The sequence below is a fragment of the uncultured Nostoc sp. genome (assembly GCF_937863485.1).
Lineage (GTDB): Bacteria > Cyanobacteriota > Cyanobacteriia > Cyanobacteriales > Nostocaceae > Nostoc.
The window spans coordinates 1-16,898 of sequence record NZ_CALMFY010000165.1; the positions used below are offsets into that span (position 1 = coordinate 1).

At 41.8% G+C, this 16,898-nt stretch carries 18 protein-coding genes and 1 pseudogene; 6 read left to right on the plus strand and 13 right to left on the minus strand.

Annotation, left to right across the window (positions count from 1 at the left end):
* Positions 1-287, plus strand: a 287-nt coding sequence (locus Q0541_RS21480) for a hypothetical protein (protein ID WP_298914969.1), incomplete at its 5' end; no start/stop codon positions are given.
* A 628-nt stretch (positions 288-915) separates the two neighbouring features.
* A complete protein-coding gene (locus Q0541_RS21485; RefSeq protein WP_298914974.1) occupies positions 916-1,365 on the plus strand; it encodes an Hsp20/alpha crystallin family protein in 450 nt (149 codons plus the stop codon).
* Positions 1,366-1,528: 163 nt separating this feature from the next.
* Here Q0541_RS21485 and Q0541_RS21490 read toward each other — a convergent pair whose 3' ends face one another.
* A complete protein-coding gene (locus tag Q0541_RS21490; RefSeq protein WP_298914977.1) occupies positions 1,529-2,518 on the minus strand; it encodes a PHB depolymerase family esterase in 990 nt (329 codons plus the stop codon).
* 526 nt (positions 2,519-3,044) lie between these two features.
* Between Q0541_RS21490 and Q0541_RS21495 the strand changes: the two genes are divergently transcribed.
* Together Q0541_RS21495 and Q0541_RS21500 are read left to right on the plus strand one after the other, a co-directional pair.
* Complete coding sequence (locus Q0541_RS21495) at positions 3,045-4,022, plus strand: cyclase family protein (RefSeq protein WP_298914980.1); 978 nt, start codon at positions 3,045-3,047, stop codon at positions 4,020-4,022.
* A 374-nt stretch (positions 4,023-4,396) separates the two neighbouring features.
* The gene (locus tag Q0541_RS21500) at positions 4,397-4,948 is read left to right on the plus strand and encodes a hypothetical protein (RefSeq protein WP_298914983.1); all 552 of its coding nucleotides are present in this window, start codon (positions 4,397-4,399) and stop codon (positions 4,946-4,948) included.
* Positions 4,949-5,141: 193 nt separating this feature from the next.
* Here the strand turns inward: Q0541_RS21500 and Q0541_RS21505 are convergent, their stop codons facing one another.
* The 3 genes from Q0541_RS21505 to Q0541_RS21515 form a co-directional block, all read right to left on the minus strand.
* Positions 5,142-5,819, minus strand: coding sequence for a hypothetical protein (locus Q0541_RS21505; RefSeq protein ID WP_298914986.1), 678 nt, complete (start codon positions 5,817-5,819; stop codon positions 5,142-5,144).
* A 142-nt stretch (positions 5,820-5,961) separates the two neighbouring features.
* The gene (locus Q0541_RS21510; protein WP_298914989.1) at positions 5,962-6,411 is read right to left on the minus strand and encodes a hypothetical protein; all 450 of its coding nucleotides are present in this window, start codon (positions 6,409-6,411) and stop codon (positions 5,962-5,964) included.
* A 151-nt stretch (positions 6,412-6,562) separates the two neighbouring features.
* Positions 6,563-6,994, minus strand: a complete 432-nt coding sequence (locus tag Q0541_RS21515; protein ID WP_366941912.1) for a TRCF domain-containing protein — start codon at positions 6,992-6,994, stop codon at positions 6,563-6,565.
* Between Q0541_RS21515 and Q0541_RS21520 the strand changes: the two genes are divergently transcribed.
* Positions 6,993-7,463, plus strand: coding sequence for a DUF29 domain-containing protein (locus Q0541_RS21520; protein ID WP_298914994.1), 471 nt, complete (start codon positions 6,993-6,995; stop codon positions 7,461-7,463). The genes Q0541_RS21515 and Q0541_RS21520 overlap by 2 nt on opposite strands.
* A gap of 1 nt (position 7,464) precedes the next feature.
* Here Q0541_RS21520 and Q0541_RS21525 read toward each other — a convergent pair whose 3' ends face one another.
* From Q0541_RS21525 to mfd, 8 genes and pseudogenes are all read right to left on the minus strand, one after another.
* A complete protein-coding gene (locus tag Q0541_RS21525; protein ID WP_298914996.1) occupies positions 7,465-7,680 on the minus strand; it encodes a type II toxin-antitoxin system HicA family toxin in 216 nt (71 codons plus the stop codon).
* On the minus strand, positions 7,677-7,880 hold the full coding sequence (locus Q0541_RS21530) for a type II toxin-antitoxin system HicB family antitoxin (protein WP_298914999.1): 204 nt from the start codon (positions 7,878-7,880) through the stop codon (positions 7,677-7,679). Before Q0541_RS21530 ends, Q0541_RS21525 begins: the two co-directional genes overlap by 4 nt.
* Positions 7,881-8,127: 247 nt before the next feature.
* Entirely contained in the window at positions 8,128-8,748 is a 621-nt protein-coding gene (locus Q0541_RS21535) for a restriction endonuclease (RefSeq protein WP_298915002.1), read from the minus strand.
* A 102-nt stretch (positions 8,749-8,850) separates the two neighbouring features.
* Complete coding sequence (locus tag Q0541_RS21540; protein ID WP_298915005.1) at positions 8,851-9,093, minus strand: hypothetical protein; 243 nt, start codon at positions 9,091-9,093, stop codon at positions 8,851-8,853.
* Positions 9,094-9,385: 292 nt separating this feature from the next.
* Positions 9,386-9,680, minus strand: a pseudogene (locus tag Q0541_RS21545) (TRCF domain-containing protein); the annotation flags it as partial.
* A 49-nt stretch (positions 9,681-9,729) separates the two neighbouring features.
* Positions 9,730-10,026, minus strand: a complete 297-nt coding sequence (locus Q0541_RS21550) for a type II toxin-antitoxin system RelE/ParE family toxin (RefSeq protein WP_366941911.1) — start codon at positions 10,024-10,026, stop codon at positions 9,730-9,732.
* Entirely contained in the window at positions 10,010-10,273 is a 264-nt protein-coding gene (locus Q0541_RS21555) for a hypothetical protein (RefSeq protein ID WP_298915008.1), read from the minus strand. Before Q0541_RS21555 ends, Q0541_RS21550 begins: the two co-directional genes overlap by 17 nt.
* 123 nt (positions 10,274-10,396) lie before the next feature.
* Positions 10,397-13,912 carry a transcription-repair coupling factor gene (gene mfd / locus Q0541_RS21560; protein ID WP_298915011.1) on the minus strand — a complete coding sequence of 1,172 codons (3,516 nt, stop codon included), beginning with the start codon at positions 13,910-13,912 and terminating at the stop codon, positions 10,397-10,399.
* Between the two features lie 240 nt (positions 13,913-14,152).
* On the opposite strand from mfd, the gene Q0541_RS21565 reads away from it, so the two are divergent.
* On the plus strand, positions 14,153-15,481 hold the full coding sequence (locus Q0541_RS21565; protein ID WP_298915014.1) for a hemolysin family protein: 1,329 nt from the start codon (positions 14,153-14,155) through the stop codon (positions 15,479-15,481).
* A 91-nt stretch (positions 15,482-15,572) separates the two neighbouring features.
* On the opposite strand, the gene Q0541_RS21570 is transcribed toward Q0541_RS21565, so the two are convergent.
* Positions 15,573-16,754: an aldo/keto reductase gene (locus Q0541_RS21570; RefSeq protein WP_298915018.1), complete on the minus strand. Its 1,182-nt coding sequence runs from the start codon at positions 16,752-16,754 to the stop codon at positions 15,573-15,575.
* Positions 16,755-16,898 lie beyond the last annotated feature (144 nt).

Consider the following 16,898-nt stretch of genomic DNA (forward strand, 5'->3'; position numbering starts at 1 on the left):
AACAAGCTATATACGTCCCAGGTTGCAGCACCTCACAAAATCGCGTTGCTCCCGTATCGACCTTGGAAGTCGAAAGCTGGCACAGCGATCTGGTTCTGAGCGCTTATTTGAGAATTGGGAATGCCCAGAAGTCCTGCACCCAATACACAAAACGAAAGGTAAGACAAACGCATCTTAATGAAGCACAAAATGTGATCATAACGGCAGAGACGACAAAGCATGGCTTTCGGGGTTTAGCTAATTTTTGTCTCTTGTATGATATAGCAATTCTAAATTCAAAAGTTTAAGAGCACTCAGTCGCTGGAGAGAGTACTGAGTCCTTAAGCATGAAGTCAATTAAATGCTGCCAACTGCCAAATAGCAAATAGTTGATGAGGCTGAGGACATATTAAAAGAAGCCTTTGCGTGGTGACGCTGCAAGCGGATTTACTGGTAGGGATTCAAGCTGAACCATAGCGGAACTTGGTGGACAGCCAATCAATTGCTAAACCCAAACCCCGTGGAAAGTCTCCTGGCTGGACTACTGGAGAATCATGAATTATTATAATTAGCTACTTAATTATTAAAAAAGTACTGTCAGGCAAAAGAAAGAACCAGCTAAGTCAGCTTTAACTTTTAGTTTTTATATTTTTAGCTGTGTCGCTTGCTAATTCAGTGCTGCTGAGTCATTTTGTCATGGCTTAATCTAAACTCATGTATTCATATTCCTAGTTATTATTCGGGTTTACCGAACCGATAAATTCGAGTAAACCGTAATCTTTTTAACTGCATAATTTGGTGCGGTAATCATCATTTCTTAGGTGAGAGAACCGAATTCATCAGCTTGTTACTTTTGAATATTATGGTAATCAAAGCAAGGAAGTCAATCCAAAGTTTTGAGCAAAAAACTACTACTGTTACAAGGGAGAAATTAATATGCTAGTTCGTTACAACCCCTGGCAAGAATTGAACACTTTAGAACGTCACATCAACGGCTTATTTGGAGATACCAGAGTCCCCTCGGCACGGATTGAAAAAGGCTTTATCAGAGTTCCGGCTGCTGAGTTGCACGAAACTGCTGATGCGATTCATCTCAAGTTAGAACTGCCAGGACTAGAAGCTAAAGACCTAGATATTCAAGTCACTGAAGATGCTGTTCACATTAGCGGTGAGCGCAAGTCTGAAACTAAAACCGAAAACAATGGCACTACCAAGAGCGAATTCTACTATGGTAAATTCCAACGTGTAATTCCTCTATCTGCTCGGATTCAAAATACCAATGTCACCGCAGATTATAAAGACGGGATCTTGAATTTGACACTGCCCAAGTCTGAGCAAGAAAAGAACAAAGTTGTCAAGGTTAATCTAGAGCAACCTGCTGCCTAATGGCTTCTGATGAGACGACTCTACCGACAATAATTGATTAAGATAGCTAAGAGCTTGGTTATGAGATGACCAAGCTCTTTTTTTGTAGTAATTGTCTGTGAGGGAGCGATGGCGTATCTGTCCGCCAACTCTTAGAGGAAGTTTGAAAATTAGGTTTTCCTCTCTACGAGATGCTTTTGCTTGGAACTGGAGGTAGAGTATGACGCTCAAAGAAATTCCAAATCATCTGAGTTGAGTCTAAACCCAGGTTTTTATTAAACTTGTTAATATTTTTATCATTAGAAGTACCACCGTACCAAAGATGCCCCCCATTAACTACAGCCAATTGTAAAACCTCGGAACCAGCACTACAACCGGAGTAGGAATAGGTTTTAACTCTATCACTACTGCCAGCATTGTCAAGGGCAAATGCTACATCGTTTGCAGCATAGGTGGGACATTGGTTATGATCGCGCCAAAAATTTACTACTTTCGGAATGGAAACGAGCGCTCCTTTTTGAGTTTTTTCGTCGCCCTGATAATGTACAGATTGGTCATTTGTGCCGTTAATCATCAACATTGACACAGGAAGAAGCGGTTGGCATGTTTGTTCAAGTCGCATTGGCAGAGAACCAGCAACCGAAGCAAAAGCAGCTATCTGATCAGATAGTTGACAAGTCAAAGCCTGAGTTAATATTCCACCTTTAGAAAAGCCAGTAGCGTAGATTCTATGCTTATCAATATTTCTAACTTGCTGTAGGTGATTAATTAAATTCTTCACAAAAGAGATATCATCAATCTTCCTTTTGCCCTTCTTTCTCAAGCTCCATGTATGGTCAATTCCATCAGGATAAACTACAATAAACCCTTTTTGTTCTGCTAATTCATTAAACCCTGAGACATTACTAATTGATCGCCCGCTACCATCGTCCCCATGAAATACTAAAACTAATGGCATAGGACGACTAGAAGAATAAGACTTGGGTGTATAAATATAGTAAGTACGCAGAGAACCTTGCTCAGTTAATTCGCCATCACTAGCACCAAAAATAACTTGGGATTGCCGAGCAGTTATTTGCTGTGCTTGAATTGATTCGCAAGCTGTTACTAAACCAATTAACGTGAAAAAAATAAATACTCGCTTCAACAACTGAAAACTTAGATGAATATTCACGGTAAATAAAATTTGGTAAAAGTATAAGTATTTTGTTTTTCATGCTGTTATGAATAACAAAGTACATCTATTCACTTACTGTTTACCTCATACAAATGGTTGAATAATCGCTCAATTACAACTAGTAAAACTCTAACTATAGATAGTAAAACTCTAACTACAGATATAATCTAGTACTCATGGGGGGTTGGGGTGGGTGCGACGCTCTCCCATTTTCCTCTCTTCCAGACGCTCAACGCGTTTGCTTGAATGAAGGGCGGTACATTCCGGTAGTTTGTCTTTAGTCTATCATCTGGGGTGTCGGGGGGAATGATGGCGATCAAGTCGGTGGTTTTCATTCTCCCGAATACACGTATTTGGGTACATCTAAGGGTTAAGGGAATCAATAAAACAGGAATGACTATTAGAACATTAGCCTTATGAGATAGCAGCCTTGCAAATACGACAAAATACCTTGAAATATCTACAGCATAAACAATGCAGCAATTTGTGGTAAAACAATTAGAGCCTTCAAAAGTAATAAAAAATGATAAACCATTCACATTTGAAGCAGAAACTAGATAGATTTTGGCGTCAAATATTTCAAAAAACTTTCTGGGGAATTGTTTGTTTAATAGTTCTGTTTAGTGCTGGTTTTATGTCTGCCAACGCTGTACAGCCATTACGTAAGCCTTCTCTGTGGCAAGTTTATCAGCACTCACTCAAATCAGCAAAATATGTTGACTTGACTCATGCAATCGCTCCTTTAATTCCTGTATGGTCAGGTTTTGGTTCATCCAAGTTTGCGCCTGCCATCAACCCAAAAACAGGTGAGTCATACACCTATCAAAAAGATGGGTTTGAAGCAACTGATTACGATTTATCCACCGATCAGCTAGGAACCCAACTAGATCCCCCTGCTCACTGGAACCCTGACTATCCAGCTATTGATGAATTGCCAGCTACTTTTGCCGTTCGTCCTCTAGTAATAATTCCGATCCAGGATAAAGTTGCCAAAGACCCCAATTACCATTTGAGTGTCAAAGATATTCAGGATTGGGAACGCAAACATGGCAGGATTCCAAAAGGCTCTGTTGTGTTTGTTCGCTCTGATTGGTCTTCATCATGGCCAAACCCCGAATTAGCTACAAGAACTAAGTTTCCTGGGGTGAAGCTAGAAGCTTTGCAGTTTCTCCACCTTCAGCGTCAAATTCTTTTCCACGGACACGAACCCCTTGATACAGACAGCACCCCAACGTTGGAAGGAGAAGCTTGGCTGTTGAAAAATGGATATACACAAGCAGAGGGTGTTGCAAATCTAGATCAGGTGCCAGAAACAGGCGCCTTGATCTCTATTGGATATCCTAAATTCAAAGGTGGTTTAGGAGGTTATGCACGTTACATTGCCATCTGTCCGCCAAACTGGAAATACGGCGTTTCTATAGGTAAAATACCGGAATCTCCCCTGCAAAAAGCAGATAAACCCCTCCACTGGGATACAAAATTGGGTGTACGGGTACGGTGAGATGAAGCAATTCAGTCATTGCTTCCTGACTTGAATGATCAGCGATCGCTCATAGCTTTTATCGCTGTTTAAAGGTTCTGGCAATTTGGCATAACAAATTTCTGTTTTGCAGCTTAAATTGAGATATCAACAGAACGCAACAGCCACAAATCGCCAGTTGTTGACCCAACGCTATAGAATAACTTCTCAGGCAACAAAAAGCGCTCGGTCATCGCAACTCTTGGAGACGTTGCGCGAACGTCACAACTGGCTAATAATCTACTAGAAAACATATACTAAATCTGCGATCGTGTACCCGCCCACTTTCGGCAGGCATCGCTTAACATCTAAAATACTGCTGTGGTCAATACCTTAGAGAAAAGATTAGATTTAACATGAATGAAAGTTTAGCAGCCACATTAGGGGAATTACAAGCACAAATATATTGGTTACATGATGCCCAAAAGTTTGCCCAATTGGCATCAGCAGCAGCTACCATATATATGAAACTTGGTTATACTCAACAGCAGGCAGAAACGGCAGGTAAATTAATTAGTGAAGCTTATCAATTATCTGATGATGCTGTTTTAGCCCAAGAAGCAGGTAATTTTGATAAAGAAATACAGTTTTATCATCAGGTTAAAAATAAATTAACCCAAGTAGAAACCATATTAGGTTATCAAACCAGCATTGCCATACATCAAATGAAATGGTGGATATATTTTCGTCACAGACAGAAACTACAAGTCTTGCTACATTTATTTTTACAAAATGTTAAAGCAGTGGGATTGATTAACTTACTTACTGCTATTAAACTTACATCTTTTATAATCGAGATAGGTAGAGTTCACAAATCGCGTGACAGAGAAACCACCAAACATAACGCTATAAAATACTGGGCTGAATTATTGAAAATTAAACCATCACAATATCCTTATCTTGGTTAAATTGCTTATTTTTAGGCTTGCACATGATTGGTAAACTTTGATAAGCGATGCCTATGGTGGTAAACTACACATCCTTAACTTTTCCTCTCTTTATTGAGGGGCGATGTCTGCGACGGGCTACGCCTACGCTTGGTTTCCTCTCTAGTAGACGCTCAATGCGTTCGCTTGAATGGGTAGGGCGATCGCATCTATTTCACGAATAAATGCTTATACTTTGTCTTGTTCTTTGGGAAAACTCCTCAGTTAAGAGCAAACTTACAGCCATAACAAATTCAGATGCACTACCAGCAAGTGTACCTACTGCTAAGGAGGGCAAAGCATTACCAACAAGGGAAACCAATGTTCCCAAAAATAACCACGGCCATTTCAGTCGGAACCAAATACCAATGCCAATTAGCAGAACAAATAGATTAACTACAATCGTGATAATTGGCGGGCCGCTCAAATTGGCAACATGATAGCGCAGGATTCCCGCAAACTCTATTGAAACTAGTTCCAACCCTAAATAGTGAGTGGCAACATCTATCGCTGTCAGTCCGAATGCAATTAGCCAAGATAAAACCCGCACTACTCTATTAGCCCAACTAGCTCCGGCGCGGTGAGCGAGTTCGACACCAATCACAATGAATAGCGGTACAACAAAATAATGTAATAGAAAGCGTAGCATACTGAGAGTTTTCAAAAGCTCTCCTTCACCAATTAGACTTCCTACTGAAAGAATGAGATTGTCATAGCTAATGCTCACTAGCACTATAGGCAATACAATCATTGCGAGGCTGGTTGATTGCTGCCGCAAACGAATCGCCCAGCTTATTAACACCCATTCGATCAAGGCAAGACTGAAATGTGTTACGGGATAAATTATTAACATAAGTAATGTATTCACATAGCAAAATGTATTCCAAGCACAAATACTGACTGCATAAGCCGATAAGGCTAATTTGTGCCTGGAATAAAAGTTAGAGCGACTTATTCACTAAACTTGTGGCTGTAATTATGGTTGAAACTGGTGTCTAAAAATCATCTGATAAAACCACTTTTAGCTTGGTGTTAAGTTTTGGTGCAAAACCACTTCCTTCAGCTACATAAGTAATTGCTCCTCCAGCTTCTAAAACAGCAGGGCCACCACAGGCTTTAATTAAATCAACACCGTTCTTCACCTTAATATCCTGACAACCAAATTCAAGTCCATTTGGGCCAGTAATTTTAATCTTATTAATTGTTCCAGTTTCACCAGCCGGTAAAAAAAGTTTAGCAGAGCGAATAACTGTTTTATCAGGCAAAGGATCTGTTGTTGTGTCGATACTGAACTTTCCTTCAGTAATTGGCGCTTTTTCCGTGATAATTAACGTAGCAAGGGTGCTTGGCGCTGCGATCGCCTCTGTAGAAAAACAGAAAACCAGAAATGATAGAGCAAATGCTAAAATCTTGGTCAAGCGCATGGACTTTTTGAGTGAATTCATAATCATTTTTTGTTGAACCTGTAATTTTTAATGCCAGCTAGAGGAAAGAAAGATTGCTTCCATCGCTGTACTTAAAAGCTACGATATCAACTAAAAAATGTATCTAATAGTACCCTTGAGGGTACTATTATAGAAACTTGAGCAAAACTGATCAAACAATAGCTGCCTCTGGAATCGCACTCTGCATTCTCCCGAAAGCATCAATCAAATTCTGCAATTGTTGATCTGCTTTAAAAACTCCTAAACCGCGCACTGTAACTTTACCAGGAGAATAGACAAACCACGTCTTGAAATTCTCTGGTAAATTAGCCGCCAATAAATTCCAAGCGGGTTCTTTCATCGGTGTTTCTAAGACGACGTGCTGCTTGTTTTCTAGTTTAATCCGGCTGAATCCAAGTTTTTTCGCTAGCTGTTTGAGTTCCATGACTCGCAAAAATTGATTCGCCGACACTGGTAAAGTACGATAGCGATCGCTCTCAATAGTAGAATTAGTAGAGTTTGAGACAGTTATACAATAAAGGTAAAGACGTTGAGGTTCAACTAACCTAATGCGTGTACCTGAAACAAACCCAAAGATACCAATGCCTTCACCAAGCCTCTACGAAACTGATTTTTACGCTTGGACACAGGAACAAGCAACTTTACTTCGTGATCAGCAGTGGAGTCAGATTGATTTACAAAATCTGATTGAGGAGATTCAATCTTTGGGTAAACAGCAACGTCAAGAACTGCGAAACCGTCTGAGTGTGTTGATTGGACATTTACTAAAATGGCACTACCAGTCAGGGCGCCGTAGCCGTAGCTGGTTAGCAACACTTCGGATTCAACGCTTAGATATTGCTGAACTGCTTGAAGACAATCCTAGCCTAAAGCCCTACCTTGAAGAAGCACTTCGCAAAGCCTACCTTAAAGGTGTCGAATTAGCTGTTGGAGAAACAGATTTGCCCAAGCGAACTTTTCCGGTGGAGTGTCCTTACAGTTTGTCAGAGATTGTGGACTATGATTTTTACCCCGGTGAACCAAGCAAGTTAGTGGATGAATTAGAGCAGTAATTTACAATTCAAGTAAATCTTCTTCAGATAGCTGGGCTATTTTCATCAAGGCTTTCAAGGTTCCAACTTTTAAATCTTGATTGCGGTGAACAGGAATTGACAGGATTTTTTCTACTTCAGGGTTTTCATAAATATGATGACTGCCAGTAACTCTTTGTAAAACCCAACCTTTTTGTTCCACAATCTTACAAAGTTGCTTGCCAGAAATCGATTTCATACAGCAATTTCGACAACTTGATCTGTTGACTCAATTGCATTACGACTGTTGGCTACTTCAAGCCAACCTTCAATAGCATCCTTTAAATTAGCTATTACCTCTTCTATAGTGTCTCCTTCGGTAATACAACCAGGAAGCGCGGGAACCTCTGCCCAATAGCCGCCTTCTTCTGCTGGATGAATAATTGCTCTAATTTTCATAAACCTGTTGAGCTAGTTTGTGAGAATATACTAATAAACATAACTGTTTGCTCTTAACTCTGGCTACTCAAATTAATGTTGCTACGATTCAAACCTAAGTAATTCTGCGATTGCTCTCAATAGCAGAAGTAGTAGAGTTTGAGTGTAAGCAAGTGTTGGGTTTTCTAAACTACGGCCAAGGCGATCGCACATAACCGAGGAAAGTCAACAAGTGTAAAATACAGAAATAAGTTACATAAAGATATACTTAAAGAACATACAGGAGTCTTCCGTCAAGCTGTACAGCTTCAACTTTCGATCTTAAAAGAGACTCAAAACTATCATCGCCTTCTAAGAGGAGTACAAGTTCTTTCAAAGTAAAAAGTATGATAAGCTTTTGGCTAAGTGCTTTTTTAATATCAATAATCGCTGCTTCAGTATAACCTGACTCAGAAATGAAAATGCCACGGGCATCACTCCTCAAAAATATTCGCATCATATGCTGTGCTACATCTTTGGGACTTAATGCTTCTTTCCACCATTTCATCTCGACTAAGTAGAGATGATTGTTAACTTCAATTGCTCCATCAATTTGCTGTATTATACCTTCGCTGTTTTCGCCTGTTATGGTGAAAGATTCTCTAAGCAAAACATTCTCACTTTTAAAGAAGCTATTCAATATAGGCTCTAGCTTTTTGCCTCGTTTATAAGGATCAGTTTCCTGATAAAGCGCTATTAATTCAGACCTAAGTTCCTGTCGCTTTTGTCTCTTATGTTTTAAATCATCCACTCTTGCTTGTTCTTGGGATTGACGTTTTTTATTATCCTCCTCAACTTTTAAGTCAAAATATTGCTGCATTCTGGTGAAAGAGTCTTTATAATTGATCATCTCTCTCACCTTAGCAACTAATCCCCTAGCTGCTATTTGGTCATTAGGCCAGCACCTAGAGAAATCTTCAAATTCAGCAACTCGTTTGACAATTTCTCTTCTTTAGCGAAGTACATCATCTCTACCTTTATTAAGCCTAACTAAGACCGTTCTCGCGATTTCATATTTGTTAATACTGTTTGTATCTTTATCAACCTTTTCGCTGACATCTGCCAAATCTTTTTTGCTAACTCCTGCACTTTCAAAAAAGATTAGAACATCTTTCTTGCTTTTACAAAGTTTTGGAATTGTATCTACTAGCAGATTCAAAAAATCCGGTAAAAAATGAAATATTTGACCACCCATGTTTGATTTCTAGCGTAGGGAAATGAGATTGCCGTAAATTTGAATATACTTAGAGAATCCTCAATTTGTATTTCTAAGCGAAACCACAGAGATTAGCCGATTACTATTACTAATTATACCTTAGCTAACTAATTAAATACCAAGACTGCTGAAACCTATGCTTACAATGTTTTTTACAGGTAAAGCAAGATTAACTGGATAAGCTGCTCATCTTTATTTATGTCCTTGCACTGTTATAAGAGGTATAAGTTCAAACTACTGATCAAACAATAGCTACTTCTGGAATTGCATCCTACATTCTCGCGAAAGCATCAATCAAATTCTGCAATTGTTGATCTGCCTTAAAAACTCCTAACCCATGCACCGTAACTTTACCTGGAGAATACACAAAGCGCGTCTTGAGATTTTCTGGTAAATTCTCTGCAAGTAAATTCCAAGCGGGTTCTTCCATCGGCGTTTCTAAAACAACGTGCTGCTTGTTCTCTGGCTTAATCCGGCTAACTAAATCCAAGTTTTTTCGCTAGCTGTTTAAGTTCCATGACTCGCAAAAGTTGATTCGTCGATACTGGTAAATTACCATAGCGATCGCCTTAAAATCCTAAACTCCACCTTCAAACTCTTCTAGGTCATCTACTGTCAGTGGTGCTTGGCCACTGTAGCGCACATACAACACATCAACTGTAGTACCTCCGTAAAAAGTACTCGGTATACGTTTTTGGCTTTCCCATAAAGGAGTTGGCGTACTTCTTCTGGAAAAATTTCATGTTCGATTGCTAAGGCACAACGTTGGGGTTTCTCTTGTAGGGTAGCAATAGCATTCATCAATCCTCGAAACCAACGATCAGCAAATTCAGGATTCCGCTCTCGATACCAGCGATAAGCTTGCTCAATTTGAGTTTCCGCAATTGGGGTAATCTCAACCTGAAATGCCATACTTTTGCTGCATTTCTTGGGCGAAATCCCCTATGGGGCGAGTTTTACCAGCGTTGAGTTCCTCGAAACCTTGTCCAATACCTGCAATTGTCTCTAACTGATCAATCAGTTGGCGTAATTTGGTGGGGTCGATTTTGCCAGGATCTAGAAAGGTGACAAGGACTTGAGAGCGATCGCTAACATCTTGCGGTAGCTGGGTGAGGTGAATTTCCCCATCCTGATAAATGCCTTCGATAGTTTTTATCATGAGTTGAAGTTGGGTTGGTATTTCCTTTAATTCTACTAACTAGTCTCAAAGGGCTGGGTTTGGAATTCCCACCTGCTCAAAATGGCATAGGTTTTCACTTGATGACTAATCTTTTTCTACCGATCAAACAACAGCCGCCTCTGGAATTGCACCCTGCATTCTCCCGAAAGCATCAATCAAATTCTGCAATTGTTGATCTGCTTTAAAAACTCCTAATCCGCGCACCGTCACTTTACCAGGAGAAAACACAAAGCGCGTCTTGAGATTTTCTGGTAAATTCGCCGCCAACAAATTCCAAGCTGGTTCCTCCATTGGCGTTTCTAAAACGACGTGCTGCTTGTTTTCTGGTTTAATCCGGCTAAATCCAAGTTTTTTCGCTAGCTGTTTGAGTTCCATGACTCGCAAAAGTTGATTTGCAGAGACTGGTAAACTACCATAGCGATCGCTCCACTCAGCAGCAATCTGCTTTAATTCTGATTTAGATTTCGCTGTCGCCACCGCCCGGTATGCACTCATCTTTTGATCCAAATCGGTAATGTAATCTGCTGGGATAAATGCTGTGAGGTTGAGATCAATCTGCGTATCCTCCACTTTCGGAATTTCTTGGCCTCGGATTTCTCGAATTGCTTCTTCCAGCATTTCCATATATAAATCAAAACCGATGGCATCCATTTGGCCGGATTGTTCTGCACCTAGCAAGTTACCTACACCCCTGATTTCCATATCGCGCATCGCCAGTTGATACCCAGAACCTAGCTGAGTAAATTCCTGAATTGCTCGTAATCGTTGCCGGGCCGCATCAGATAATGTCCGCTGCTTCGGATAAAATAACCAAGCATGAGCTTGGATACCTGCACGTCCCACACGACCGCGTAATTGATACAACTGTGCCAATCCAAAGCGATGAGCATCTTCAATCAAAATTGTATTTACTCGCGGAATATCTAAGCCAGATTCAATAATTGTCGTACAAACGAGGATGTCTGCATCGCCATTACTAAAGGTGAGCATGGTTGATTCTAACTCGCTTTCATCCATTTGACCGTGAGCGATCGCAAACCTACCCCCCGGTATCACTTCTCGTAAATTGGCTGTTGTCTCTTCAATTCCGTCCACTCGTGGAACTACATAAAACACCTGTCCGCCTCTGTCTAATTCTTGACGAATTGCACTGCGGATACTTTCGGAATTAATCGGTGACAGATGGGTTTTAATTGCTCGTCTAGTTGGCGGTGGTGTAGTTATCAAACTCATTTCCCGAATTCCCGACAAGGACATATACAATGTCCGGGGAATGGGAGTGGCTGAGAGGGTAAGCACGTCCACCTGAGTTTTCAAGCTTTTAATTTTCTCTTTTTGGTTCACCCCAAACCGCTGTTCTTCATCCACTACCAACAGTCCTAAATCCCGAAATATCACGCCTTTACCTAAAAGTTGGTGCGTACCAATTACTACATCTAATTCGCCTGTTGCCAATCGCTTTTGAATATCGCGGCGTTCTTCAGCGGAACGAAAGCGGTTGAGTAAGCCAACATTTACCGGGTAGGGAGCAAAACGTTCTTTGAGTGTATGGTAATGCTGCTGTGTTAAAATAGTCGTTGGCGCAAGGAGTGCCACTTGTTTACCGGCGATGACTGCTTTGAAAATAGCACGAATCGCCACTTCCGTTTTCCCGAAACCGACATCGCCACAAACTAAGCGATCCATTGGGCGATCGCTTTCCATGTCTCGTTTCACATCTTGGACAGCTTTGAGCTGATCCGTTGTGGGTTGGTAGGGGAAGGAATCTTCTAATTCTTCCTGCCAAGGCATATCGCCAGGGAAGCTAAAACCTTGTTGTTGCGATCGCGCTGCATACAGTTTCAACAAGTCCACCGCCAATTTTTTGATTGCTTTGCGGACTTTATTCTTGGTATTTTCCCAAGCTTTACCAGTCATCCGGTTGAGTTCCGGTGCTTTATCACCTGCGGCGCGGAACCGGGATAGAGCACCTACTTGATCGGCTGCGACTCTGAGTAACCCGTCAGCATATTGCACGACTAAATAATCACGGGTTTCGTTATTAATCGTCAAACTTTCCAGCTTGACAAATTTGCCAACACCATGATTTCTGTGAACCACATAATCGCCTGGACGCAGCTTATTGGGATCAACTTGTTTAGAAGTAGCTTTGTGGCGCTTGCGGATATAGCCGGGAGTTGCCAAGGAATGTTGCCCAAAAAATTCCCGATCTGTAACGATTACTAATCGGTATGTAGGCAGGATAAAACCTTCTAGTTCGGCAAGACCAGAATATTTTAGGGCTATGGGAGTATGGTTAATTTGGAGCTTATCTATCGCTTGGTAGTCGCGGGGATTCGGGATAAACTGAGCCGGACAGTCATGTTCTTGCAAAAGCGAGACAGAACGCGAAGGTTGAGCAGAAAGCAGCCAGATAGAGAAATTGCGATCGCGTTCTTGACGGATTGTTTCAGCTAGTTTAGCAAACTGGTGCGGCGTGACTGGAACAGGTCGGCAGGCAAGATTGATCCCACTATTTTCCTCTGACAGTTCCGATAAATATAATGTTTTAAATTTGGCAACGTCAGCCAGACACTGATCAAAAGACCGATGAATTTTCGGCAATGTTAGGGGAGTAGATTCCCCATGCGCCATTATCCACTGTTCCTCAGCATTTTCCACCCAGCGATCGCTATGAGCATGACACTGTTCTGGCTCATCAATGGCAATCAGGGTATTTTCCGCTAAGTAGTTTAGCAGAGATGCTGGTTGCTCGAAAGCTAACCCCAAAAAGCGACGACTACCCTCTAAGAGTGATGAGTTCTGAGTGCTAAGTTCTGAGTCAGAATTTAACTCATAACTCCTAACTCCTAACTCAGAAGTATTCTTGAGTGCCGCCATCACCACGGGAGAAAAGCTAGTGGGGGTAAGAATTAACTGGTTAACTTTGTCTAGGGCGGAACGTTGAGTTGCTGGGTCAAATTCCCGCATTTGCTCGATTTCATCGCCAAACCATTCCAGCCGGACTGGAAACTCAGATGAAACTGGGAACACATCAACAATATCGCCCCGCCGGCTCCACTGTCCTTCCGTTTCCACCAGAGGGACTCGTTCGTACCCCAGAATGGTTATTTTCTCACTGAAGTTATTCAAGTCTAATTCCATCCCCCGCTTCAAGGTAAGACAGAATTGTTGAAAAACTGCTGGTGGTGGTAAGTGGGGTTGCAACGCTCCTTGGGTAGCCACAATCGCCATCTTGGGTAATTGTGAGGGATTGGGAATCTGATTTTCTTCCCCATGCCCCATACTCAAATCTGCCAGTACCTGCATTTGTCCCCAACTCATTTCAGTTTCCGGGTCAAAAGGTTCGTAGGGAGAAGCCTCGGAGGTGGGGTAAAAATGTACTGTTTGCCATCCCATTGCCTCAAGTTGCGCGTAAACGCGTCCAGCTTCTTCCAGAGTGGCACAAACCACAAACAAATCCTTGCCCGTAGCCCGCGCTAATGCCGAAGCTACCAGAGCCTTGGGCAGCCTGGGAATGCCATTTAACCGCAATTCTTGTTGTCGGTTTAGCTTAGAAATAAATTCAGTGGTGAGCGGCGATCGCGCTAAGGCACGCACAATAGAAGAAAATGACATAAGTACTACTTGCGGTGGGAGTCTTTGTGGGTCAGAAAATCTTGAAGCAGTTTATGTCAACTATTTTAAAAGTGTTAACAGTCTTCTTATTCTTTCGGTGGAAGAATAATGCACAGCGACTAATAGACTTAAGAACTATAACTACTACTTTGTGTACAGTTAAAGCATTTATAGATGCACCTTTAATACTAGATACTAAAAATTGAGCTAGGTTCGCTCTGATAAGCGGCAATTTTAAACATGTCCTCCACAACTTTTGAAATTTTAATCATTTTGGTGCTAATTATTGCCAACGGCGTGTTTTCTATGTCTGAGATGGCAATTGTCTCAGCCCGGAAAGTTAGACTACAACAGCTTGCCAATCAAGGAGATCCCAAGGCAAAGGCAGCATTAAAACTAGCTGAGTCTCCAAATCATTTCTTGTCAACCGTTCAAGTGGGTATTTCCCTAATCGGTATCCTGACTGGTGCTTTTGGAGGAGCAACAATTGCCAACCGAGTGGCAGTCTATATAAAACGTGTCCCCTTATTAGCACCTTATAGTGACCCGCTTTCTTTCGGAATAGTGGTTTTGATCATTACCTATTTTTCACTCATTGTTGGCGAATTGGTACCGAAGCGTCTGGCATTAAATAACCCAGAAAGGATTGCATCGATTGTAGCTATTCCGATGCAAGCTTTGGCGGCGATCGCTTCTCCAGTAGTCTATCTCTTAAGTGCTTCTACAGATTTGATCCTGCGAGTGCTAGGAATTACAGCTTCTACCGAGCCGCAAGTCACCGAAGAAGAAATTAAAATCTTAATTGAGCAAGGCACCGAGGCGGGAACCTTTGAGGAAGCCGAACAGGATATGGTGGAGCGAGTTTTTCGTTTAGGCGATCGCCCTGTCAGCTACTTAATGACACCCCGTCCCGATATTGTCTGGCTGGACTTAGAGGACACTGCCGAAGAAAATCGCCAAAAAATGGTTGATAGTGCCTATTCTCGGTATCCAGTTTGTCAGGAGGGACTTGACAATGTGCTGGGTGTTATCCCAGTTACCGACTTATTAGCCAGGAGTTTCCGAGGAGAACCGCTAGACTTGACGGTGGGATTGCGACAGCCAGTATTCGTGCCAGAAAGCACCCGTGGTTTGAAAGTTTTGGAATTGTTCAAGCAAACTATCACTCATATGGCGCTAGTAGTCGATGAATACGGCGTGATTCAAGGATTAGTCACTCTCAACGATATCATGAGCGAAATCGTGGGTGATGTTCCTTCAACAGATGGGCAGGATCAACCACAAGCTGTGCAACGCGAAGATGGTTCCTGGCTTTTGGATGGGATGTTGCCTGTAGAGGATTTTTTGGAACTTTTCGGTATGGAAGAGTGGCAATCTGAGGAACGCGGCAGTTATCAAACCTTAGGCGGTTTTGTGATCACCAATTTAGGTCGTATTCCTGCCGCAGCAGATTATTTTGAATGGCAAAGTATGCGAATTGAAGTGATGGATATGGATGGTAACCGCGTTGATAAGGTGCTAGTCGTACCGAAAGGAAATAAATCATTGGATACGACAAAATCTGATTAGTGTTGGGCATTGGGGATCGGGCATTGGGGATCGGGCATTAATAATTATTGTTTACTATTTCCCATGCCCAATGCCCTATTTATGCAATTTGTCAAGTCTTAGATAGACGTTTGACAGCTTCACCCGCTAACAACTGATGGGCTTGTTCCAAAACTTGGGGGATTTTATCGGCGTGGGGATTGCGGGCGAGACATTGCCGCAAGTCTAATTCCTCTAACCGATCAGCTTTGTTGCCAGGAAACCAGTGGCTGGCATTGCCAAGCAGGTTGTAGCGCATTTTAGCGTACTCTACCAGATCGTAGGCGATCGCTAGATTCCGCAGCCACAAAATCACCCAAATGTTTACCTCACCAGGGGTTTGGTCAAAGGTTGGTAGATTTGTCTGCCAGGATTTTACCCAATCTTCTCCCAAAGTAGCGATCGCTTCTGATTCCAACCTTGCTAAAATTGGTGGCAAAATTGACCATGCCCGGTCTACTAATTCTAAAGTTTTCAGGTGTTCATCAAAATCTTCTGGTTTTGCTGCTCCTAAACTCAGGGTATGCACCTCTTGATGACTCAAACAAAACAAATCATTAAACACCATTGGACTCAAAGGGGCGCAAAGATTTACTAACTTCTGTGGAGGTTTATATAACAAACCTCCTTTATCAGATGGGCTAATAATAAACACCCCCATATCGTGGCGTTTAGCTGCTTCAATTGCCTCCCAATTCCATTGATTAATGTAGTACCAGTGCAGGTTCACGTAATCAAATTTATTGGTATTAATTGTCTGCACAATCATATCTGTTGAGCCATGTGTAGAAAAGCCAATAAATCTAACTTTTCCCTCAGCTTGCAATTGCTGCGCTACTTCCAAACAGCCACCAGGAGGGATACTGTAGTCGAATGACTCAGGATGGTTGATGCCGTGCAAGCCTAAAAGGTCAACATAATCTAGTTGGAGATTTTTCAATGATTGTTCAAATTTATTACGGAATTCTTTCGCATCTGCCCCTGGGTTGACTTTGGTCTGAACAATCAACTTTTCGCGGGGAAACTGGGGCAATATTCTCCCCAATTGCATTTCGGAACTGCCATAACCACGGGCAGTTTCAATATGATTAATCCCAACCTCAACTGCCCTTCTAATAGTCGCTTCTAGATTCGCCTGGTTATCAGCAGGAATTTCATTATTGGGAACATCCTCCCATTTAAACTGATATCTCATGCCACCGCAGGAAAACACTGGCATCTGTAATTCTGTGCGTCCAAATCGTCTATATAGCATCAGTGAATTGTGGATTTTTTACCAACTTAAAATCTAAAAACGATAGTCATTCAAGCCTACTGTGCGACAATAATTACCTCTGTTCAATCTGTGATCTTAGCAAGATTTATCAGATTATTAAATCCGTCAGAAGTAGCGAGGAGA

What these genes read in the sequence shown, in the direction of transcription:
- Q0541_RS21530 (WP_298914999.1), bottom strand. Translation starts at nt 7,880, where the DNA reads ATGAAAATTAGAGCAATTATTCATCCAGCAGAAGAAGGCGGCTATTGG.
- Q0541_RS21495 (WP_298914980.1), top strand. Translation starts at nt 3,045, where the DNA reads ATGATAAACCATTCACATTTGAAGCAGAAACTAGATAGATTTTGGCGT.
- Q0541_RS21555 (WP_298915008.1), bottom strand. Translation starts at nt 10,273, where the DNA reads ATGATAAAAACTATCGAAGGCATTTATCAGGATGGGGAAATTCACCTC.
- Q0541_RS21550 (WP_366941911.1), bottom strand. Translation starts at nt 10,026, where the DNA reads ATGGCATTTCAGGTTGAGATTACCCCAATTGCGGAAACTCAAATTGAG.
- Q0541_RS21505 (WP_298914986.1), bottom strand. Translation starts at nt 5,819, where the DNA reads ATGTTAATAATTTATCCCGTAACACATTTCAGTCTTGCCTTGATCGAA.
- Q0541_RS21485 (WP_298914974.1), top strand. Translation starts at nt 916, where the DNA reads ATGCTAGTTCGTTACAACCCCTGGCAAGAATTGAACACTTTAGAACGT.
- Q0541_RS21525 (WP_298914996.1), bottom strand. Translation starts at nt 7,680, where the DNA reads ATGAAATCGATTTCTGGCAAGCAACTTTGTAAGATTGTGGAACAAAAA.
- mfd (WP_298915011.1), bottom strand. Translation starts at nt 13,912, where the DNA reads ATGTCATTTTCTTCTATTGTGCGTGCCTTAGCGCGATCGCCGCTCACC.
- Q0541_RS21520 (WP_298914994.1), top strand. Translation starts at nt 6,993, where the DNA reads ATGCCTTCACCAAGCCTCTACGAAACTGATTTTTACGCTTGGACACAG.
- Q0541_RS21570 (WP_298915018.1), bottom strand. Translation starts at nt 16,754, where the DNA reads ATGCTATATAGACGATTTGGACGCACAGAATTACAGATGCCAGTGTTT.
- Q0541_RS21510 (WP_298914989.1), bottom strand. Translation starts at nt 6,411, where the DNA reads ATGAATTCACTCAAAAAGTCCATGCGCTTGACCAAGATTTTAGCATTT.
- Q0541_RS21535 (WP_298915002.1), bottom strand. Translation starts at nt 8,748, where the DNA reads ATGATCAATTATAAAGACTCTTTCACCAGAATGCAGCAATATTTTGAC.
- Q0541_RS21565 (WP_298915014.1), top strand. Translation starts at nt 14,153, where the DNA reads ATGTCCTCCACAACTTTTGAAATTTTAATCATTTTGGTGCTAATTATT.
- Q0541_RS21540 (WP_298915005.1), bottom strand. Translation starts at nt 9,093, where the DNA reads ATGGGTGGTCAAATATTTCATTTTTTACCGGATTTTTTGAATCTGCTA.
- Q0541_RS21500 (WP_298914983.1), top strand. Translation starts at nt 4,397, where the DNA reads ATGAATGAAAGTTTAGCAGCCACATTAGGGGAATTACAAGCACAAATA.